Origin of the sequence: Alteribacillus iranensis, from assembly GCF_900113025.1 — a bacterium.
Taxonomy (GTDB): domain Bacteria; phylum Bacillota; class Bacilli; order Bacillales; family Marinococcaceae; genus Alteribacillus_A; species Alteribacillus_A iranensis.
Map to the genome: position 1 here is coordinate 683919 of NZ_FONT01000002.1, position 22160 is coordinate 706078.

At 44.7% G+C, this 22160-nt stretch carries 18 protein-coding genes; 8 read left to right on the forward strand and 10 right to left on the reverse strand.

Going from position 1 to position 22160, the window contains the following annotated elements:
• Window positions 1-162: 162 nt before the first annotated feature.
• The 4 genes from BM095_RS07215 to BM095_RS07235 all read left to right on the forward strand — a co-directional run bounded on the left by BM095_RS07215 (window position 163) and on the right by BM095_RS07235 (window position 4316).
• Window positions 163-1236 (forward strand): M20/M25/M40 family metallo-hydrolase, encoded by a 1074-nt coding sequence (locus BM095_RS07215; protein WP_091659480.1) that lies wholly within the window; start codon window positions 163-165, stop codon window positions 1234-1236.
• A gap of 272 nt (window positions 1237-1508) precedes the next feature.
• Complete coding sequence (locus tag BM095_RS07225; protein WP_091659486.1) at window positions 1509-2714, forward strand: multidrug effflux MFS transporter; 1206 nt, start codon at window positions 1509-1511, stop codon at window positions 2712-2714.
• A gap of 34 nt (window positions 2715-2748) precedes the next feature.
• Window positions 2749-3663 carry an EamA family transporter gene (locus BM095_RS07230; RefSeq protein WP_091659490.1) on the forward strand — a complete coding sequence of 305 codons (915 nt, stop codon included), beginning with the start codon at window positions 2749-2751 and terminating at the stop codon, window positions 3661-3663.
• A 149-nt stretch (window positions 3664-3812) separates the two neighbouring features.
• Window positions 3813-4316 (forward strand): hypothetical protein, encoded by a 504-nt coding sequence (locus BM095_RS07235; protein ID WP_143083196.1) that lies wholly within the window; start codon window positions 3813-3815, stop codon window positions 4314-4316.
• A 257-nt stretch (window positions 4317-4573) separates the two neighbouring features.
• On the opposite strand, the gene BM095_RS07240 is transcribed toward BM095_RS07235, so the two are convergent.
• From BM095_RS07240 to aroA, 4 genes are all read right to left on the reverse strand, one after another.
• On the reverse strand, window positions 4574-6025 hold the full coding sequence (locus tag BM095_RS07240) for a CoA-acylating methylmalonate-semialdehyde dehydrogenase (protein WP_091659496.1): 1452 nt from the start codon (window positions 6023-6025) through the stop codon (window positions 4574-4576).
• Window positions 6026-6039: 14 nt separating this feature from the next.
• Window positions 6040-7239: an iron-containing alcohol dehydrogenase gene (locus BM095_RS07245; protein WP_091659499.1), complete on the reverse strand. Its 1200-nt coding sequence runs from the start codon at window positions 7237-7239 to the stop codon at window positions 6040-6042.
• 154 nt (window positions 7240-7393) lie between these two features.
• A complete protein-coding gene (locus BM095_RS07250; RefSeq protein ID WP_091659502.1) occupies window positions 7394-8974 on the reverse strand; it encodes a sigma-54 interaction domain-containing protein in 1581 nt (526 codons plus the stop codon).
• 23 nt (window positions 8975-8997) lie between these two features.
• Entirely contained in the window at window positions 8998-10347 is a 1350-nt protein-coding gene (gene aroA, locus BM095_RS07255) for a 3-phosphoshikimate 1-carboxyvinyltransferase (RefSeq protein ID WP_245757835.1), read from the reverse strand.
• A gap of 1115 nt (window positions 10348-11462) precedes the next feature.
• On the opposite strand from aroA, the gene BM095_RS07260 reads away from it, so the two are divergent.
• Window positions 11463-11876, forward strand: a complete 414-nt coding sequence (locus BM095_RS07260) for a MarR family winged helix-turn-helix transcriptional regulator (RefSeq protein WP_091659508.1) — start codon at window positions 11463-11465, stop codon at window positions 11874-11876.
• Window positions 11877-11886: 10 nt separating this feature from the next.
• Window positions 11887-13104, forward strand: coding sequence for an MFS transporter (locus BM095_RS07265; protein ID WP_091659511.1), 1218 nt, complete (start codon window positions 11887-11889; stop codon window positions 13102-13104).
• Window positions 13105-13135: 31 nt separating this feature from the next.
• Here BM095_RS07265 and BM095_RS07270 read toward each other — a convergent pair whose 3' ends face one another.
• The 4 genes from BM095_RS07270 to BM095_RS07285 form a co-directional block, all read right to left on the reverse strand.
• Window positions 13136-13861 carry an ABC transporter ATP-binding protein gene (locus BM095_RS07270; protein ID WP_091659514.1) on the reverse strand — a complete coding sequence of 242 codons (726 nt, stop codon included), beginning with the start codon at window positions 13859-13861 and terminating at the stop codon, window positions 13136-13138.
• Window positions 13861-15495, reverse strand: coding sequence for an ABC transporter permease (locus tag BM095_RS07275; protein WP_091659864.1), 1635 nt, complete (start codon window positions 15493-15495; stop codon window positions 13861-13863). Before BM095_RS07275 ends, BM095_RS07270 begins: the two co-directional genes overlap by 1 nt.
• 524 nt (window positions 15496-16019) lie before the next feature.
• Window positions 16020-17153 (reverse strand): Fe(3+) ABC transporter substrate-binding protein, encoded by a 1134-nt coding sequence (locus BM095_RS07280; protein WP_091659517.1) that lies wholly within the window; start codon window positions 17151-17153, stop codon window positions 16020-16022.
• Window positions 17154-17229: 76 nt separating this feature from the next.
• On the reverse strand, window positions 17230-17871 hold the full coding sequence (locus tag BM095_RS07285; protein ID WP_091659519.1) for a DEAD/DEAH box helicase family protein: 642 nt from the start codon (window positions 17869-17871) through the stop codon (window positions 17230-17232).
• A gap of 149 nt (window positions 17872-18020) precedes the next feature.
• Between BM095_RS07285 and BM095_RS07290 the strand changes: the two genes are divergently transcribed.
• Entirely contained in the window at window positions 18021-18371 is a 351-nt protein-coding gene (locus tag BM095_RS07290; RefSeq protein ID WP_091659522.1) for a YolD-like family protein, read from the forward strand.
• A 56-nt stretch (window positions 18372-18427) separates the two neighbouring features.
• Here the strand turns inward: BM095_RS07290 and BM095_RS07295 are convergent, their stop codons facing one another.
• Together BM095_RS07295 and BM095_RS07300 are read right to left on the reverse strand one after the other, a co-directional pair.
• Window positions 18428-19108: a TraR/DksA C4-type zinc finger protein gene (locus tag BM095_RS07295; protein ID WP_177194746.1), complete on the reverse strand. Its 681-nt coding sequence runs from the start codon at window positions 19106-19108 to the stop codon at window positions 18428-18430.
• Between the two features lie 300 nt (window positions 19109-19408).
• Entirely contained in the window at window positions 19409-20584 is a 1176-nt protein-coding gene (locus BM095_RS07300) for a M24 family metallopeptidase (RefSeq protein WP_091659527.1), read from the reverse strand.
• A 459-nt stretch (window positions 20585-21043) separates the two neighbouring features.
• On the opposite strand from BM095_RS07300, the gene eutB reads away from it, so the two are divergent.
• The gene (gene eutB / locus BM095_RS07305; protein ID WP_091659529.1) at window positions 21044-22027 is read left to right on the forward strand and encodes a hydroxyectoine utilization dehydratase EutB; all 984 of its coding nucleotides are present in this window, start codon (window positions 21044-21046) and stop codon (window positions 22025-22027) included.
• The last annotated feature ends 133 nt before the right edge of the window (window positions 22028-22160 follow it).

A 22160-nucleotide genomic window follows, 5' to 3' on the forward strand; every position in this document is an offset into this window, starting at 1 on the left:
TTTTCAGAAGTGGAAAAAACGTCGAAGGGAATCGAATGAGTTTGTGTCTCACACAGGAAATAACAAGGGAAATGTGGAAAGAAATCTAGAAGGAACCTTCTTGTTTACACAACACAGAGGTTTTTTTCATTGAAGTCATTATTCAACGAAAGGGCGATATCTATGAATCCATCATCGGAAGCATTTTTATTTGATTTATTACGTACCCCGTCACCATCTGGTATGGAAGCGGCCATACAGAAAAAGTGGCTTCGCTATGTTCAGCCTTTTGCGGATACATTAAAGACAGACTACGCGGGGAATGCCATAGCCACTCTCCGTCCCAATGCTCCTTTTCACGTTGTCTTAGCAGGCCATTGTGATGAAATCGGTTTTTTAGTTAAGTCGATTGACGATAACGGTTACGTGTACGTGGAGAAACTCGGAGGGATCAGCCATAAGCCTGCCCTTGGGATGAAAGTCGAAATCCTCGGTAAACACGAAACGATTACAGGAGTAATTGGAGTGAAAGCCGAGCACCACGGCGGAGCGAACGACGAATTTAGTTTCTCTGATTTGTTTATTGACTGCGGTGCCAAGAAAAAAGAAGAAATCGAAAAATATATTGCTGTCGGTGATACGGCGGTGTATAAACGTGATCCGGAAACGTTGTTGAATGGGCGAATCAGCGGTCGAGGCCTCGATAACCGCACAGGCGCGTTCATTGTGGCGGAAACACTGAAACGATTGCGAAGAGCAAATACGAATATAGGTGTATCCGCCGTTAGCACGGTTAATGAAGAAACAAATCTAGGTGGTGCCTATTTTGCAGGCGCGGGATTGAAGCCAGACCTTGCTATTGCCATCGACGTTACGTTTGCCACCGATTATCCAGGAGCTAATCCTGATGGAAATCCAAGTATCACCTTAGGCGGAGGGCCTGTACTAGCAAAAGGAGCACCGATCAACCGAAAAGCCAATGACCTTCTCGAGGAAGCGGCCAAGTCGAAAAATATTCCACTCCAATATGAATTAACACCAAGAAGTACAGGTACCGATGCCGATCAACTACGAAAAACAGGCAAAGGCGTACCCGTGTCTCTCGTATCCCTTCCATTACGGTACATGCATGCTCCCGTTGAAACAGCGAGCTTATCAGACATTGAACAATTGATCGACCTGTTAACAGCATTTCTCTCTCGGATGGATGGTTCTGAAAACTTAAAACCTGTCACGGTAGATCCTGATTTATTTTAAGAAAAGCGGAAGCGCCCCGGTTTGCACAGGACGTGCTGACTTTGACTCCAAGAACCAGTGAAACACAACGCCACTGGTTCTTTTTTCTTGTTCGTGTCTCCTCTCTTGGGGAGGAAGAGGAATCACCTTTTTGCGTAGTAAGACAAAGATTGGCATGGTATGATATTTCTGTACAGATGGCTCTGTAATAACAAAAAGGGGAATCATAGAGCCACACCAATGATGGTATATTTATTTAGAGAAAACACTAAGAAAGGTCGCTTGATGCATATATGGAACAAGAACAACAGAATCAGACATTAAGCACGGGACGACGTTTGTGGATGGCTATCCTGCTTGGATCACTTGCTGCGTTCGGTCCATTAACAGTAGATATGTACTTACCTGGCTTCCCATCCATTGCTCAAGATTTACAGACAAATGCTTCTCTCGTCCAGCTTAGTTTAACCGCTTGTTTGTTAGGATTAGCAAGTGGCCAGTTAGTTATCGGTCCGATCAGTGATATGAAAGGAAGACGTAAACCGCTGCTCGCCGCTCTTCTCACTTATTTTGCAGCTTCTCTCCTTTGTGTTCTCGCACCATCCATCTGGATATTAATTCTCGGTCGTTTCATACAAGGGTTTGCCGCCTCTGCAGGCATCGTTATTTCAAGAGCCGTCGTTCGAGATTTATACTCTGGGAAAGAATTGACGAAATTTTTCGCTTTGTTGATGCTTGTGAATGGGCTTGCTCCTATACTCGCTCCCGCTTCCGGAGGTATTGTCTTGAACTATACGACCTGGGAAGGAATCTTTGTCTTATTAAGCGTCGTTGGAATCATCATGTTTATCACTGTACTGGTCGCCTTGCCAGAGACACTAACCGAAGAAAATCGTTCCCAAACCGGTATAAAGAAAACCATTCTCACGTTCGGTGATTTAATAAAGGATAAACCCTTTTTAGGCTATTCACTGGCCCAAGGACTGATCATGGGAGGAGTCTTTGCCTACATATCAGGTTCACCCTTTGTGTTTCAAGGGATATATGGGTTGTCGGAACAAGCTTTTGGATTTTTGCTTGCTTTTAATGGATTAGGGATCATTATAGGCAGTCAGACAACGGGAAGGCTTGCCGGTATTGTGGCAGAGAGAAAACTGTTATTATTTGGTCTCATCATGACTTCCTCCGCCAGCACATTTTTGATGGTCATGACTGTCATCGAAGCACCGGTTATCTTCTTAATTGTTCCTCTGTTCCTCATTGTCACGTCGGTCGGGTTCGTCAACACGACAAGCTTTTCACTGGCGATGGCGACACAAGGGCATAGGGCCGGGAGTGCTGCAGCGTTACTCGGATTACTGCCTTTTGTCCTCGGCTCCATCACTGCTCCTCTAGTAGGCATAGCCGGTGAGTCCACTGCTGTACCGATGGGAGTTATTATTATGATGACAAACATAGCAGCACTAAGTGCCAATTTGCTCCTTGTTCGTCAACGTTGATCTTTTTATTCGAGTAGGAAGGGAGGGATACATAATGAACCGCCAGCAAGCTTTGTTATGTGCGATAACCGGGGCAGCACTATGGGGATTGATCGGGTTATTTGTGAATCATCTATATACGATTGGATTTACTCCTTGGGAAACGGTAGCAATACGGGTTATCTTTTCGGCCCTTTTGCTTGTTTGTTTTTTATGTATCTTCCAGCCTTCCTATTTGAAGATCAAGATAAAAGATCTTCCTTTTTTTATAGGGACAGGCATTGTGAGCATCGTGTTGTTTAATTGGTGTTATTTCACAGTCATGGAGGAAGCATCCTTATCGCTGGCCGTTACCTTGTTGTACACCGGTCCATTATTCGTCACACTTCTTTCGCGCTTGTTGTTCAAGGAATATCTGACAAAACGGAAAGTACTTGCTGTTGTATTCACTATCATTGGCTGCGCTTTTACCGTTGGCCTGCTTCCTGCTTTCGACACGAACCTATCGCTCGGGATCATCGTGGTCGGGATCGGCTCGGGTTTTTTCTATGCCCTTTACAGCATATTTGGGAAATACATCAGCACCGCCTACTCCTCCCTTACCATCACCGTTTACTCTTTTATTTGTGCAGGTGTCTTAATGGTACCGGTGGGAGGGTTAATGGACAAGACAGATTTGTTATGGAGAGGAGATACTTTGGTGACAGCTATCGGGTTAGCTTTGATCCCGACGGCCCTCGCCTATGTTTTATATACCAACGGACTGAAATACATGGAATCGAGCCGAGCTTCTATTTTAACAACCATTGAACCCGTTGTTGCGATTATAACAGGAGTTCTTGTATTCAATGACCATCTGAGCCGATGGCAGCTGCTCGGTGTGATGCTCGTATTGTCATCTCTCTTTCTTATCGCAACGAAATCCAAAGCCCCCTCCACTTCTCCGGAATATAACAAACTGCCCGATTAAAATAATTTTCCGTTTCGTATGTAACAATGGCATTACATCTCTTTAACGGTTTGGTTTTTCTTATTAAGTTATCGGGTAAACTTCCTTATACTATAAAATACAACATCGTTGTCTAACATTAATTTACAGGGAAGTGAGTGTGGGCCATATTGATAATCAAATGGTGGAAGTGGCTGTTGCTAGGTGCTTTTTGTGCCATTGGACTCGGCTTAACCATCTTTCTCACGTCTACCCCCATCTTCAGTCACAGCTATCAGCAGTTAACAGAACGTGTAGAAATCGGTGTCAAGTACACAAACCCTGAAAAGCAAGTGATGTATCTCCAGCCTTATGTACAAAACCCGAACGACGCCTCCGACCTTACGCTGACCCTTGATCAAGATTTTATTGAAATCGTCGTGTTAGACGACTCGCGAGATACGGTAGAAGGAGCCGTGCAGCTTGAAAACATAAATGACCCTTCCTCTGATATGATGACAACTACGTTAGGACCGGGTGAAGCAGAAACCGCTCACGGGTACTATACGGTTCAACTTTCTCCAAACGCCCGCTGGATTCAGTTAGAATTCACTGGAGACGTCGAAGATGAATTTGGTTCTGCTTCCATTGAAAAATTAATTGAAGTAGACGTTCAGCATTTACATGTTAATTAAACGTCGCATATGCTTACACATCTTACCTCATTGCTGCCTATCCCTATTTTTGGGGAAGGCAGCTTTGTTCTTCTTTTTCCTCGCTCGGCAACTCCCAGCCCTTTGCGTTCCCTGCCCATCGGCTTTCTCTTGCGTCTGGGCAACTTTCGGGACGCTGCCTTCCCTTTGGTTTTCTCTTATACCGGTGTAACTTCCATCCTCTTACAAAAAAAGCGAGGGATCCTCTCCCCCGCTCAATAAACCGTTCATTATTCTTTTTACCAACGAGATGTAATCATCTTACGGCGCGTATAGAATTCGACACCGTCTTTTCCGTTGGCATGTAAATCTCCGTAGAAGGAATCCTTCCAACCAGAGAATGGGAAAAATGCCATCGGTGCTGGTACGTTAACGTTGACACCAAGCATACCGACTTCAATGTTTTCTCGGAACTCACGAACAGCATGGCCGCTGGACGTGTAAAGAACGGAACCGTTCCCAAACTGGGACTTGTTTGTCAGCTCGATCGCTTCTGTTAAGTCTTTCACACGAACGATAGAAAGGACAGGTGCGAAAATTTCATCACACCATAAGTTCATTTCAGGAGTAACTCCGTCAAAGATAGTAGCTCCAAGGAAATATCCCTGATTAATTTCTTCTGCGTCTTTTCGACCGTCTCTTACTAGTTTTGCACCTGATTTCTCGCCTTCTTCAATCGCTTTGTGGACTTTTTCTAAGTGAGATTGGCGGATCACTGGTCCGAGGTGAACACTTTTGTCCAATCCATCACCCATTTTTAAGTTATCTGCTGCTTCTTTCAAGCGTTGAATGACTTCATCCGCAATATCTTCGGTTACAACTACAACAGACGTTGCCATACAACGCTGTCCGGCACTACCGAAAGCACCACCGATAATACCAGTAATCGTTTTATCTAAATCACAGTCTCCAAGAACAATTGAGTGGTTTTTCGCACCCGCCAGTGCCTGTACTCTCTTGCCATGATTCGCTGCTGTCTTGTACACATACTCAGCGACCGGCTGGGAACCAACGAAGGAAATCGCGTTGACTTCTTCGTGTTCTAACAGACCATTTACGACATCATGCGCGCCATTCACAACGTTTAACACACCATCAGGCAAGCCTGCTTCCGTTATCAATTCTGCGAGCCTTTCCGCTAATAGAGGTGTACGCTCTGACGGCTTTAGGACAAATGTGTTACCGCATGCGATAGCGAGCGGGAACATCCAGCATGGTACCATCATTGGGAAGTTAAACGGTGTAATACCACCGACAACACCAACCGGATAACGGTACATGCTTGATTCAATGTTTGTCGCAATCGTAGACAGGGAGTCTCCCATCATTAACGTTGGAGCTCCTGCCGCAAATTCGACACATTCCATACCGCGCAAGACTTCACCATATGCATCGTCATAGGTCTTCCCGTTTTCACGGGTAATGATTTCTGCCAGTTCCTCGTAATTCTCCATGATTAACTGTTGATATTTAAACATGATTCTCGCACGCTTTGGTACCGGCGTTTTACTCCATGTTTTAAACGCTTCTCTTGCCGTTTGAGCGGCTTTATCTACATCTTCTTTTGTCGAAATCGGCACGTGAGCAAGGGTTTCGCCTGTTGCAGGATTCGGGACCTCTTCATAATTTGATGTCGTAGATTCTACCCATTGACCGTTAATAAAGTTTTTTAATTTTCTTGCTTCCGCCATTCTACTACCCCTCTCTAATCGTGAATTTCTTTTACCTGAGGATACTCATACACATAAGCTCTTCGATATAATTTGATCATTTCCTCTATTTTTGGAACGATTGGGTTATTATTGGGACTACCGCTGTCTAAAGCGTCTTCTGCCATTTTTTCAAGCGATGAATAAAAGGCAGACTCCTCTACGCCCCACTCTTTCATGTTCGGAATGTCGAGATTTCTGCACAACTCGATTACCTGGTTGACGAAAAAGGCAGAAGCCTCGTCAGTGGATAGCTCGTTTTTCTCGGGAAAAATGAAACGGGCCATATCAGCTAATCGACTTTTACAAGATTCATAACTGTACTCTAGGACCGTCGGAAGCAGCATCGCATTCGAAATCCCATGCGGTACATGGAAAAGTGCTCCAACCGGACGGGACATGCCGTGTACAAGACAGACCGATGCATTAGAAAAAGCCATTCCCGCCTGCATTGCACCCAATGCCATCTTCTCTCTCGCTTCTTCGTCGTCTCCATTTTTGTATGCTTTCTCTAAGTTCTCCATGATAAGCTTTGCTGCGGATAAAGCGAGCTGGTCAGAAAAAGGATGTGCTTTTTTAGAGATATACGCTTCTACAGCATGAGTCAAAGCATCCACTCCTGTTGCAGCAGTGGTCCCTTTTGGGGATGACATCGTGAGAACGGGATCAACAATCGCAGTCTGAGGCATAAAAGCCGGCTGCTTAATCATCATTTTTACATCATTTTTCGTATTGGTGATCACCGTAACATCTGTTGCTTCTGAGCCCGTGCCGGCAGTGGTCGGGATCGCAATAAGTGGAAGCGGATCTTGGTCAGCTACCGTTTTGTTATTCATGTAATCACTGATCTCTCCGCGGTTGCGTGCCATTACTGCGACGGCTTTAGCCGTATCAATGCAGCTTCCTCCCCCAAGAGCAATGATTAGTTCCGCACCTAACTCATCAGCCAACTCCAACGCTTCCTTCACATAGGTATCCGTTGGCTCAGAAACGATATCTATATACTTTTCATACGAGATTCCTTCTTCCTCTAATAACCGCTCGCAGGACTCCAAGTATCCAAGCTTTTGCATGATTGGATCACTAATAATAAGAGCCTTTGTCCCGAATTTTCGAGCATTTTTCCCTGTCTCTTGAAAACTGTCCTTCCCGTATATCACATCACGGGGAAATAGCATTGTAGAAGATGAACCCATCCAATAACCCCTCCTCCTTTGTTTCTCTCTTTCATAATGCAAACAGTATGCCAAAAAAGAATGTCCAGTCAGAAAGGCATTTCAAAGCAGGGCTCGAACAATTTATGTATTTTTTTATAAACATTTTCATGTACATGTAGTTTCAAATATACAATCAGGAAGGAATGTTGTATTCTTTGATCTTTTTATATAGCGTGGTACGGTGGATTCCTAATGATTCTGCTGTCTTTTTCTTGTTACCTTTCTGTCTCCGCAGTTCTTCTTCAATTATTTCCTTTTCCTGCTCGTGTTGACTTCTCTTTAAAGGCTTTTCTTCCCGCTGTCCGTTTGTTTGGTACCCGCTTTTCACATGAGTTGGCACATCAGACAGCGTAATTTCATCGCCCTCAGATAATATAACAAGTTGTTCCACTACATTTGTTAATTCACGGATATTCCCGGGCCAGTCGTATGCTTGTAGGCATTCCAGCACGTGATGATCGATAGACTTCACAGAAACGTAGTTTTCTTCTGAAAACTTTTTCAGATAATAGCCAATGAGACGGGGAATATCTTCGCGCCTGTCTCGAAGCGGAGGAATTGGTACGTGAATGACATGCAGACGGTAGTAGAGATCTTGCCGAAACGTTCCTTCCTCCACTAATTCCTCCAGATTGTCATTCGTCGCAGCAATGACCCGTACATTCAAAGGAAATGGCACATGACCCCCAACTTTCACAACAGCCCGTTCTTCTAAAATACGCAAGAGTTTTGCCTGCATCGAATAAGGCATCGTACTAATTTCATCTAAAAATATGGTGCCATAATTGGCCGCTTCAAATTTTCCTTTGTGGCCACCCCGTTTAGCCCCCGTAAATGCACCTTCTTCATAACCAAATAGCTCCGACTCCAGCAAATGTTCCGGGATGGCAGAGCAATTGATGGGGACAAACTCTCCTTTACGGCCGCTCATTTTATGTATGGCTTGCGCAAATAATTCTTTACCGGTCCCGCTTTCCCCGGTTAGCAAAATAGTAGCTTTTGATCTGGCAGCTTTTCGTGCTTTGCTTTTGCTCTCTAACAAGGCTTCACTGGACCCTAGAATTTGCTCAAAGGAATAAAAAGAAGTGCGGGTTTCCTTTTTCTCTTCTTCAAAAGGAGGAGGGGTTTCCATGTTGCCTGCTTTTCCGAGAATGCGATACAGCTCGCTTACTCCTTCAAATATGAGCATGCCGATCGCACCGGTCACTTCTCCCTCTTTCCAAATAGGAATACGATGGACAACCATTTTTTGACCTTGGATGACTTGTATTTCTCCCTTTTCAGGAACCCCTGTCTGAATCGTCCGATGGAGCTTTGTATTTTCGATGATATCTTCTACTCGCCGCCCCAGTACTTGCTCTTCCCTTGGAATTCCTAGAAAGTTACGATAGGCTTTATTCATTTGAACGATGATACCTTCTCGGTCGACGACAGCGACTCCTTCGTACGCGCTATTTAAAATAACATCCGTAATTTCTCTATGATGCTCTAATGATTTTGTCCATTCCCGATACGCTTGAAGCAAACTATCTTTCATTAACAAACCAACTATTTGCTTTTGTTCGTTTACTACATGACAAGGTACTTGTGCCTCCGTTATTCCTATAACGACGGTATCGGGTTGGACGGGTGGAGCCGTTACGGCTGCATGTTCTGCTTTTTCCACCGGCGCCATCCACTTGTCTGCCGTATATTCTTCCCACTCTTTCTTCATCGTGCTCCACCTCCCCTATCTTTCTAAGTTGAAAACGTTACATCTACCCCTGTTTTCTCCAATAACTCAAAATAAGTAGGACATGTTTTCGAAACACATCCCGGATCTTCAATAACAACACCAGCTACTTTCGTTCCGATCAAAGACAAGGCCATCGCTACCCGATGATCATCATACGAATGAAGCGTCGTTCCTTTCGGTGTGCCCGGGTAAACTTTCAAACCGTCCTGATACTCTTCCACTTCAATTCCCAGCTTCTGAAGTTCTGTACAGACAGCGGAAATACGGTCTGACTCATGATGACGGATATGTTCTACCTCGTTCATCGTAATGGGCGCATCAGCAAACGGAGCAATCGCAGCAAGAGTAAGTGTCTGATCCGACATCTCTTTCATACTGATTTCAAATCCACCAACCAGTTGATCCGGTCCTTCTACTTCGACCCATCCGTCCCCTTTCGTAACACGGCAGCCCATCTTCTCATACACCTCGGTCATATAAATATCAGGCTGATTTGTATCCATGTGTAGATTGTTAATACGAACCGTTCCCCCTGTTACTGCGGCGAGTGCCATGAAGTAACTGGCCGTCGAGGCATCAGCTTCAAGAGGCATCGTTTGACCGGTGTAGCCTTTGACAGGGACTTTCATTTCCGTTAAGTCCTCGTTGTAAGAGACGTCTACCCCAAACGCCTTCATCATGTCAAGCGTAATTTTTACGTAAGCATGCTGGACAATATAATCTGGAATCGTTACGGTCAGATCGTTTTCCGCATAGGTACCGGCTAACAGCAATCCACTAATAAACTGACTGGAAAGCTTCCCTGAAATGCTCACTTCTCCACCTGTTAATCCGTTCGCATGGACGCGCAAAGGATAAAAGCCTTCTTTTTGAAGATACTCAATGTTCGCACCTAGTGTCTCAAGCGCCTCCATTAACGGTCGCACAGGACGTTCGCTCATTCGTTTACTTGCTTTGATATGAAAGTTTCCATGTTGGGAAATCGCCAAAGCACCAGGTAGAAAGCGAGCAATCGTACCAGCAGCTCCTATATACAGGTCAGTTTCTTTTTTCGGCCACTCCCCTCCACATCCTTCAATACGGACAGTGTCTCCCTCTACTTCTACTGCAATGCCAAGATGACGAAGAGCATCAATGCACCAGTATGAATCATCGCTCCTTAAAATTCCTGATAATTCAGATGTTCCTTCGGCAAGCCCTGCTATGATCAGCGCGCGATTCGTGACACTCTTACTCCCGGGAATGGTTATCGATGTATGTATTGATTTATGTTCTACAGGTTTTATTTCTACTTCCGTAATATCAGTCAATGCCGCCCATGGCGAGCGGGCTTCTAAATCCGGCTTACTCACAGTTGTATCGTCCCTTTCCAAGAAATATTGAAGTGCTATCATCAAAACTGTGACTTAGAGCATCGATGAACCCGTCCCCTCCAGTTTCTCCAGCTTACTTCCTTTTCTTTTTCTTCTTCCATTACATCACTCCCCTAAAGAATTATCAAGCTTGTAATAAAGAAAAGCATAAAGCGTCGCCTATCGTCGACAAGCGCTGGAAAGCCACCGAGAAGGCTTTGCCGCCGCAGTGCGGTTGAAGCGACCTCGAGCTGGTGGCGCCTGATGCTAGACAACACTCCATGAACGTTATATTTCCTAACTGTCTAGTCAATTAGTGACGTTAATTCATTGTTTTCTCAGTTCAATGTCATTATCCATTGCTATTTGTTCCCCTGAAACTTGTAATTTCCCGTTAAATGTCACTAACCAACCTCATTACTTACCAAACTAATACTTTTTTCTTTCTCAAAGGCACTATCCCCTTTCCATCACGTCGATTAGTAACGTTGATTCATTATTTTCTCAACCTAACGTCATTAAACATACCCATTAGTTCCTTTAAAACTTGTAATTTTCTACTCTACGTCACTAAGTCCATCTATTAATGACATTGCTCTCTCTGACTTTGCTTAGAATGTCACTAATACTCAGAAAAGTATAAGGAGCCTTGACTTGCGCAGGACGTGCTGACTTCTGTCTTAACTTGTACACGACGTACCGACTTCTGCGTTGGCTTACGCAAGAGGCGTTGACTTTTGTGTTGCAAACAGTACGTTTGCGAACTTAGCAAAAGGTCTATATCAGGCGTTTGCGCTCTTGGCAGAAGATCAACTATTAATGTGGGCGGTCTTAGTAGAAGTTCCTTTTTCTTTAGTCGAACATCCTTCAAAACTTGTGCTTTTCTTTTTGTCTAGCTACAGGCGCCATCGGCTCGTGGTCGCTTCAACCCGCTCTGCGGCGGCATAGCCTCCTCGACGGGTTTCCAGCGCTTGTCGCCGATAGGCGGGCGCCTTCCGCTTTTCTTGTTTGTATGCCCTTTCAACTTTCAGAAAGTTTACAGTCGCCGAAATGCCTGGTATGATAGGATCATTGTATTTATTTACCTAGGTAAATAATTTGGAGGTTCTACCCCGATGGATAGAAGTTACCTGTTTCACGCCTTAAACCAAAAAGTTCGGCAGCTAAAAAAGGAATTAGATGACAAACTGCAGGTGCATGACTTGTACTATGCGCAGTGGACGATTCTTTATACATTAAGTCGAAAAGGTTCCATTACACAAACGGAACTCTGGAAATACTTGCAGGTCGAAGCCCCAACCATCACACGTACCTTAACACGCATGGAAGAAAAAGGGTGGATTGTGAGAACACCTGGCCGCGACAAACGGGAACGCCTTGTGGCTTTGACAGAGGAAGCGCTCGCTAAGCTTCCACGGATTAAAGAGACTATTGATGACACCGAGCAGCAATTCGTCACTTCTTTGTCCGAAGAAGAGCAGCAAAAGCTCTATCATCTATTGGAAAAATTAGGAACATCAAAGGAGTGATTCATTTAATATGAGTACGATGAGCAATAAAATATGGACGAAAGATTTTATAGGTATTTCTTTGATTCAATTTATCGTCTTTACTATTTTTTATACATTACTTACTGCCTTGCCTTTATACGTGGTGCAAGATTTAGGCAAAACCGAAGTCCAAGGCGGTCTCGCCGGCACAGCCATGTTGCTGTCCGCTATCATCGTGCGACCACTGGCAGGCAAATTTGTAGAGCAGTTTGGCAAGAAAAATGTGCTAACCGTTACGGTTCTATTATTCACGGCCACCACGGCAGGATATATTTGGGCGGACGGCTTTACCTCTCTTATTATATTGCGTTTTATTCATGGTCTGTTTTTCGGAGTTTTGACCACCGCTACTCCTGTAATTGCGGCTCATGTCATCCCTGAGAAAAAACAAGGGGAAGGGCTTGGTTACTTTACGATGGCCATGAACGTTGCCGTCGTCGCCGGTCCGTTTCTCGGTTTATCTCTCATCCAATTTGTATCCTTTGAAACATTATTTATTATTTTAAGCATAGCGATGACAGCAGGAATTCTTTGTTTATTTGGAGTTACTGTAAAAGAAGATAATGTGCGTACCCCGAAAAAGAAAAAACAATCATTTTCCGTGGAAGAATACATTGAATGGAAGGCAGCACCGGTTGCCTTGATGAGTGGTCTTGTGGCATTTGCGTATGCCGGCATTCTCTCCTTTATTTCGACCTATGCCACCAATCTTAATATGGAGAGCATGTCGAGTTATTTCTTTCTTATTTTTGCCGTAACAATGCTTTTATCGAGACCGTTTATGGGAAGATTGTTCGACACGCGAGGTCCGAAAATAGTGATTATCCCTTCTCTTGTCATCTTTGCGTCAGGCTTGGCCCTATTAAGCGTTGCCCATGCTCCTTTATTATTTTTAGTGGCAGCAGGCTTGATTGGCGTAGGATATGGGGCTATTTTGCCATGCACGTTATCAATCGCTGTTCAATCGTCTTCCAGAGAGCGAAACGGCCAGTCGACCGCTACTTACTTCATGTTGTATGATACGGGCATTGCAGCTGGTTCATACGTGTTAGGGGTCGTTGTTTCTACGGTTGGGTATTCCCTCATGTATACCTTTAGTGCCGCGCTTGTCATTCTAACAGCAATCGGGTTCTATTATTTGTTACAAGGGGCGTTTACAAAACAACGAGAGACGAAAATGACCGCAGAGGGGAAAAAGAGCTTGTAGGCTCTCCTTTCTGCGGTCATGTTTTTCCATGTTACACTTGTATAGGTGTTTGTTGATATCGATCTTGAAGAGACTTTCTTAACAAATCGCACGGGCGCCCCACTTGTTTCACGCCGCCCTTCTCAACCAACACAACCCGGTCAGCCAGGACGCGAGCATCTTCCTCATCATGTGTCACAAAAATGGTTGTCGTTCCCGTATGTTTAATCGTATCTCTTAGTTCGTCTCGAATGCGTTGCTGTAAATGAGCATCAAGGTTACTAAATGGTTCGTCCAAGAGGAGAAGAGATGGCTTAGGGGCTAAAGCTCGAGTTAAAGCAACACGCTGTTGCTGGCCTCCGCTCAATTCATAAGGATACCGTTTGCGGTACTCTTCCATATGAATGAGCTCAAGCATCTCATCTACCCGTTGCAGACGTTCTGTCCTTTTCCAGCGTTTTAATCCAAACATAACATTCTGTTCTACCGTCATATGCGGGAATAGCGCGTAGTCTTGGAACACCATACCAATGCCACGTTTTTCCACCGGTAGAAAGGATCTATTATCCTCACAATATACTTGGTTTCCAACCCTTATGCTTCCTTTTTCTGGCCGTTCCAACCCAGCGATCAAGCGCAAGATCGTACTTTTCCCGCTTCCGCTTTCTCCAAGGATTGATACAATTTCTCCTTCCTGCATGTACAAGGAAAAATCACGTATGGTAGGTGATGATGACGACGGATAATGAAACTGTAGATCGGAAATTTGTACGTGCATTAGTTTGGCTCCTTTTCTATTATAATATGGAAAATAAACATCGCCACTCCGCTAACCAATACAATGAAGATAGAAGCAGGGGCAGCTTCTTGAATACGTTCATCACTTGCATAGCGATAAGCCATAGAAGCTAATGTTTCAAAATTGAACGGTCTTAATATGAGTGTTAGTGGTAATTCTTTTAATATATCGACAAACACGAGGATAAAGCCACTGAAAATAGCAGGACGGATCATTTTTAAATCAACTCGCAGAAACGTTTCCGTCCACCCCATTCCAAGTGTTCGGGAAGCTTCGTTAAACTTCATGCCGATTTTATCAAAACCAGCTTCAATCGAATTATAGCCTACAGCCATAAAGCGGATAATGTAAGCAAACAGTAACATTACGATACTTGTACTTAATACTAAATTCGTGGATGCCCCCACCGAACTGTAGAAGGCACCCAGCCATTCATCCATAGAGATAAAAAAGCTGATAACCCCGACTGCAATAACAGCTCCCGGTATCGAGTAGCCAAGCACAGTCAGACGAGAAGTTAAAGCGGGGAGCCATCCTTTTGACATACGGGCGAAATTTGCTATGACAATCGCTATAATAACAACTCCCGCGGCGGATATGCCGGCTGCTAGAGCTGAATTACGGATGAGCGCCAAGAAGGTATTTGAAAAAATATCTTCATACGTTAAGAAGGACCAGTATAATAGCTGAGCGACTGGCAGGAAAAAGCCGAGAGTGAAAATGATCCCTGTGTAGAAAACAGCCATCCATTTATGCCAGCCTTTTAATGGCACCGGTTTTAATGGAGACACCTTTGTATTGCTGTAACTGAATTGCCTCCTGCCTCGGAGAAGCTTTTCAAGGAATAACAAAATGAACACAATTCCCATTAATATACCAGCTAGTTTAATCGCCGCATCTAAATCCCCAAAAGCGAACCATGTTTGAAAGATAGCGGTACTAAACGTTTGGATACCGAAGTAACTCACAACACCATAGTCATTTAACACTTCCAAAACAACGAGAGTGGCACCAGCCACAATCGCCCCTCTGGCAATCGGGATAACAACGCGTAAAAAAATACGCACTGGCCCGCTGCCGAGTACTCTTGCATTTTCGACCAATGATGTTGCCTGACTTGCAAAAAAGGCTCTTGTAATGGCGTACACATATGGATAAAGGAACAATGTAAAAATAAACACAGCCCCTGGCATATTCATGATATCGAAATATCGTTGAGATACAGCTGTATCAAAATGTTCCCGTAAGGTTACCTGGATAACACCTGTGTAATTTAACATCCCGTGATAAGTGTAGGCACCGATATAAGGAGGAATTGCAAGCGGCATTAAGAGCGCCCATTTCAGCGTGCCACGCAATGGAAAGTCATAAGCCGAAACGAGCCAGGCCAATGTCGTGCCAATGGCAACGGCAAATACTCCCGTCCATAAAGCTAAGAGCAGTGTATCCGTAATATAGCTTTGCAACATGTACTCCCGAATATGTTCCCAATTCTCGCTGGGGGGTTGGAAAACACGAAAGATGAGAAATAAAGTTGGTAATGAGAGAATCGTTACAAAGAACAGTGCTAAAGCTCCCCATCCTGATACAGTTGTCGGCAATTTCCGTTTCATTTTCATGATGCCAGGTCCTTTATTTATAATCATTTTAGTTAAGTGAGAATGTTTATCATCTACATGTAGTATGACAGAAAAATGTGATTTTGTCACTAGAACCTCGAGGAACCACCCAACGTAAAAAAGCTCACCGTGACAATCACAGCAAGCTTACATTTTTCTAATTCTGAAACTTTGTTTTCTTTTGGTGAAACTTTTGCTAAGTGCACGAACGTCCTGTGCAAGTTCTGTCTAGCTCAGCGCCTAGTCGCTCGGGGGTTTCTCCCCTTTCGACTCCGGGTCGATTGCGACCCTGCGCGAAAGGTCCAGAACCTGTCGTGGCTTAGCGGGCTTTTTGATGGTCCTTCTGCTAACACCGCAAACGTCCTGTTTGCAACGCAGAAGCCAGCACATCCTGTGCAAGTTCTGTTTAGCTTCAGGCGCCATCGGCTCGAGGTCGCTTCAACCCGCTCTGCGGTGGCAAAGCCTCCTCAGCGGGTCTCCAGCGCTTGTCGCCGATAGGCGGGCGCCTTATGCTTTTCTTATTTCCAGCCGGCTTCGTTCATGAGCATGAGGGCTTCGGTGTTGTTTTCTCCTAAACGAGTTAAGTTTATATCTTGTTCTTCGAAATCTCCCCATGACTGGAGTAATTCAGAAGGCTCGACGTTCGGGTTCACGGGATATTCGTAATTAGCTTCTGAAAATTCGGCTTGTACGTCTTCGCTAGATAAGAACTCAATAAACTGGACGGCCGCTTCTTGATTCGTGCTATTTTTCACTACGCCTGCACCACTAACGTTCACATGGGTCCCCGTCGTTTCCTGATTCGGAAAGAATACTTCGAGACTCTCCGCTACTTTTACTTCCTCTTCTTCTGAAGAATTCAACATTTGACCGAGATAATACGAGTTCATGATAGCAACGTCCCCTTCACCAGCTGCAATGCCTTTCGCTTGGTCACGGTCCCCCCCTTGAGGATCACGGCCCATGTTTTCAACGAGACCATCAGCCCATGCCTTCGTTTCTTCTGTGCCATTAATAGAAATAAGGGATGCTACAAGGGATTGGTTATAAATATTATCAGACGAGCGTACTAATACACGTCCTTCCCATTTGTCAGCCGCCAAGTCTTCATAGGTGGAAAGCTCTTCTTCGTCCACTCGTTCCGGATCATAGACAAGGATACGAGCCCGTTTCGTTAACCCAAACCATTGGTTATCCTTATCGCGATACTTCTCCGGAATGTTCTCACTTAAGACATCCGATTCAACCTGCTGCAAAATTCCTGCTTCCTTCGCTCGGTGTAAGCGTCCTGCATCCGCTGTAATAAATACATCCCCTTCTGTATTTTCCCCTTCACGCTCTAAGCGTTCAATCAGTTCATCCGCACTTCCCGAGATGATATTCACTTCGATACCTGTTTCTTCTGTAAATTTCTCATACAATGCTTCATCTGTATCATAGTGGCGGCTCGTGTAAAGGTTTACTTCTTGATTGTTACCAGCTGCTTCTTCACCAGATTCAGATTCTTCCGTACCTTCTGTTTCTTCTGTCGCTGTGTCTTCTTGGCCAGCATCAGAACTCTCTTCTCCTTCGTTTGCACTCCCGCAAGCAGAGAGTCCAATTATTGCAACGATTCCAAGTAGAATTAGCAACAACCATGAACGCTTTTTCATTTGTTACCCTCCGTCTTTATGTATTTAATTGATAATGAATATCATTACTAAATGTAATTTTACTAAAAATTTGACGCTAGTCAAGTGACTCTCTAATGTTTCTCAAGCTATGTTGTTTTATGCATTGAAATTTCTCTATATTTCCTCTGTCCCAAGGGAAGGATGGTATGTTTTTCATTATTTGTTGAGCTGCTTTTCTTTCGTGAGCAGCTTGGATCTCATAAACGGACCCCGGAAAGGCCCTTGAAAAACGACGATAAAACCCCCTATGTTCATAAAATAAATCTTCGAGTGCTGTTGTATATGTAATGCTCGGAGACAAAGTCGTTACTGCTCTTCTTCGCAATGTTTGTTCGCTCGCATACAAATAAAAATAGCGATCTGGTATTCCAAGCTTTTTCTCCATAAACGCTTGCTGAAACATATCATTTATCTGTGTTTTGTAGGGACTGTTTATAAACCCGCATAGGAACAATGGCCAGAAAATATCTCCGTCGAGTACAACGACGGCATGCTCTGCCGATTTTCTCACAGCGAGTTCCCAGCGTTCCATCTGTTCCTCACATAATTCCTGCCACCCCATCAAACCCATGTCATGAAGCTGTAGGGTTTTTAGATTCACCGCTGGTATTGTATAACAACTATATGTATCTTCGAGTTCTAGAGAAACCGTCGTTTTCCCGACAGCCGGTGGTCCCTCTACACAAATAATCGGCATCGCATTGTGTCACCATCCTTTCCCTTATTTCTTAGTTTAACATCTACCTATCCTTTTCCTGCTTTCTGGTACATTCAACCACACTGGCAAAAATTGAAGGGTTTATAAGAACTTATGTTCGTGTATAATGAGAAGAGGAGGGGATAGTGATGAGAGGAAATAAACTGACACCTGGTTCGAATGTCCGTTGGGAGTCATCTCGTATGATCCTTCCCGAACACCGGGAACAATGGCTCCACTACCAGGAACAACAAACAAAAGAGAAAAAACCGGAGCTTGATCCTCAACGCTGGGAGGAATTGGAGTGGCTCTTGGGAGAAGCTATGCGTGACAACGCAACACTTTCCTTTACGTATTGGAAAGATGGATTTTTTTCTTCTTTCACAGGAACGTGTCACTACATTAATCACGAGCAGAGACAATTTCATCTTATCACGGATCAAGGGGTTGTATACTTACAATTTGCGGACCTCGCCGATATTGAGGTGGTTTCATTTTAGGAGAGATCCCAAAAAATACAAGCGCCCTAAAAGCGGGCGCCGCATCTTCCTTCCTGTTATCTTCGTAAAAAATACTCAGAGTAATCAATATCTCGGTCAAAATGAATGGGACGGCCTTCATCGTCAAGCATCGTATATCCTTCAAATACTTCTTCTTTTCCGCTGCCGCTTTCCCCATCGCCAAACATCCCTTCATACACTTCTGACGGATTAAACGTATCGGACGGAGTATCTGAGGTGCCGTACGCTGCGGCTAACTCCCAGGATTCTTCTGCATCAAAACGCTCATTTTCAATATCATCTTCTGGAACGTCCGTAAACCCACCTTTTCCGGGAATAAGACGGTCTTCCTCTGAAGGACGATCATCTGGGTCATTGTCCTGGTACGCGTGATGAACACACTGAAGAGCAGCAGGCTCCGATCGCAAGCGTTCAAGCGGAATATCCTTCCCGCATTTTTCACATGTCCCGTATGTCCCGTCAGCAATAGCCTGCAGGGCTTTTTTTATACGTGCCTGTTCCCGATCCGCATGCTGCTCTAATGCGAGGTCTTTTTCTCTTTCATAAAGCTCCGTGCCATTATCAGCAGGATGATTATCGTAGTTGGATAGTTCGCTCATGGATTCCTGGGCAAACTCCGCCGACATACCGAGCCTGTCATCCGTATATTGTTGAATATCTCGTAATCGTTCTTCTAATGCTGCTTTTGCTTCTGCAAAAAATGCATTCGTCTTCACCTTGCATCCTCCTCTCACAGGCATAGTATCTGCAAAAGAGGAGGTGAATTGCCTTTCACTTTTTGGGAAGGAAACCAAACACACCCATCATCAAGAAGGAATGGGGTTTGGCACCTGGAATGATAAGACAGAGGCCGGAGATAAACGAAAAATGATATCACTCACTACTGACGGGTTTTTCCCGGTGTGAATGTAACTAGTACTGTTCAAAAAGATGTTTCTCTTTTGGGCAACTTCCGACTTTTTCCATCATCTCTTTCCGCTTCCCATCTAAGCCAGTGAAAAGCCTGTTCCCCCGCCTTATGAGGAAAGAAGCCGTGGAAACTGACTGAGGGTTTCACATCCATTCTCTGTCACAACAAAACTTTCACTAATTTCTACTCCAATATCATCCAGCCACACACCGGGCATTAAATGAAAAGCCATATTAGGCTGGAGGATCGTTTGATCGCCAGGTCGCAATGAGGCGGTGTGTTCTCCCCAATCCGGAGGGTAATTCAATCCAATCGAGTATCCAATCCGAGAATCTTTTGTAAACCCGTGCTTTTTTATCACTCGCTGCCAAGTGTCTTCTACTTCTTCACATGTGATCCCAGGCTTGATTTGTTCCAATACCGCTTCTATTCCTTCCATTACAGCACGTACCAAAGAAAGAAAGCGGTCTCCCATTTTCCCAACGGTTACTGTGCGTGCAAGCGGGGCATGATAACGATGAAAACAACCAGCCAATTCAATAATTAATGGATCTCCTTGTTTGAGCCGCTCATCCGTCCACGTGACATGAGGAGCGAATGTCAAAGAGCCTGCCGGTATAAGAGGAACAATGGAAGGATAATCCCCGCCGGCATCAGGAGTACCGCTAATTTGGGCTTGCGCAATAGCTGCGGCAATATCACAAACGCGAGCTCCTTCCTTTGCCACATCGACTCCTGCTTTCATTGCCCTTTCCGCGATGGTCCCCGCCTTTTTCATATATAGGATTTCCTGATCGGATTTAATCATGCGTATTTCATTCACTACGTGCTGCGCATCGGCAAAGTTTATCCAAAAGCACCCTGTTTGTAAACACTCGAACGCTCGTGGCGAGAAATAGTAGGCATCCATCTCGACGCCAACACGTTTGATATTTTTTTTCTTTTCTTTTACCCACGCAGCAAGCACTTCCATTGGATGTTTCGACTTTGCATGGACATATTCATCACTATAGGACAATAGCTGAGATGGCGACAACCACGCGGTGGCACGAGCTCCGTTTGCGTCTTGAGCACGGCCAAACCAGTATGGTTCCTCGTCCTCCAAAAAAACGAGAACCATTTGCGGTACATAAAACGACCAGCCATCATACCCCGTAAGATAATTCATATTAGCGGGGTCACTAATGAATAGTGCATCGAGCCCTTTTTTCTCCATTTTCTTTTTTACTTTTTGCAGCCGCTCCCCGTATTCTGCTTTCGAAAACTTTTTCAAGGACCGCATGAACGCTCCCCCCTTTGCCATCTGGCGGCCTTTTCTAAGAAAGTGCAAAGTTCCATATCAGATAATTGCGCTTTTAGTAAAACAACACTTATATGATTTTAGAGACCCACCGAGGAAGCTTGCCGCCGAGAGAAAGAGAAAGCGACCTCGACCACTGGATCTCGAACATACCAACACAACAGGACAGGCTTTCATCTCTTCTTCTTAAAAAATCTCCGTCGCATTCATCTTTTTTTACATGTTATGAAGAAAAAATCATATCTAGAAAGTAGACAGTGGTTTATTATTCAATTTATTCTGAAGGTAGTGATCTGCCACACCTTTTTAAAGAAAAGCGCAAGGCACCCGCATGGACGTTCGCTAAGAATGTGTGCTTTGGTCTCACTGACACACCACGCCTCTCCTCAGCTTCCAAGACGAACTTATATTATTTTCTAAGAAGAAAAGGGGGAAATTTTCATGAAGGCTCCTATGACATTGAAAGATGTTTGGAAAGCTAAAAAACGAGTGCAGGCTTTTCTGCCGCCCACTCCTCTTCTTTACTCTGCGCCACTCACGGACCTCGCTGGCGTCCCTGTTTATTTGAAGCTTGAACAGCTGCAAGCGACGGGCTCCTTCAAACTACGAGGAGCGACCAATATGATTCATTCTCTCAGCAATGAAGAACAAGACCGCGGTGTCGTGACATTTTCCACAGGGAACCATGGGTTTGCGGTCGCGTATGCCGCTGCCAACTTGGGTATTCGCGCGGTCATTTGTGTGTCAGAACGAGTCCCGGCGGCAAAAATTCAAGCATTGAAAGAAAGTGGAGCCGAGCTGCATATTGAAGGCAATTCCCAGGATGAAGCGGCAGAAATATGCGCCCGGCTCCAACGAGAAGAAGGATTAACGCTCATCCCTCCATTTGATCACCCTCTGATCATTGCCGGACAAGGAACGATGGGGCTGGAAATAGTAGAGGAATTACCAGACGTAGAATACGTACTCGGGGGTTTATCAGGTGGAGGATTGTTGTCAGGAGTAGGCCTTTCTTTGAAAGAAACAGATCCCTCGATCCACATTACGGGGTTATGCGTAGAAAAAGGAGCTGCCATGGATGAGAGCATTTTAGCCGGAAAGCCGGTTCACGTCCCTGAACACCCCACCTATGCAGACAGTCTCTTAGGGGGCATTGGTCTCGATAATCAGTATACATTGACACTCTCCACTCGTTACGTCGACGAAAGAATTCGCTTATCCGAAGAGTCGATCGCTCGTGGGATGGCTTTTTTGTATGAACGACATCGACTGATCGTGGAAGGCGCTGCCGCAGTTGGTGTAAGTGCCTTAATCGATAGACTCGTAAAGCCACGCGGCCCGGCTGTGGTCCTTATTACCGGGAACAGCATTGATCCTCATGACCACTTTCAAGCAATTAAACCTTTTGTAGAGAGCAGAAAGTAAATCAAATCTTCCCCTCCCGCTGGCTGAAGCCAGCTTTTTTTTATTCCTTTGGTTTAAAAGGCTAGAAATATACCAAAACTGGATAAAAAATTGTTTTGTTCTTGCGGGCGGCCATCGTTGCCCGGTTGGAAAG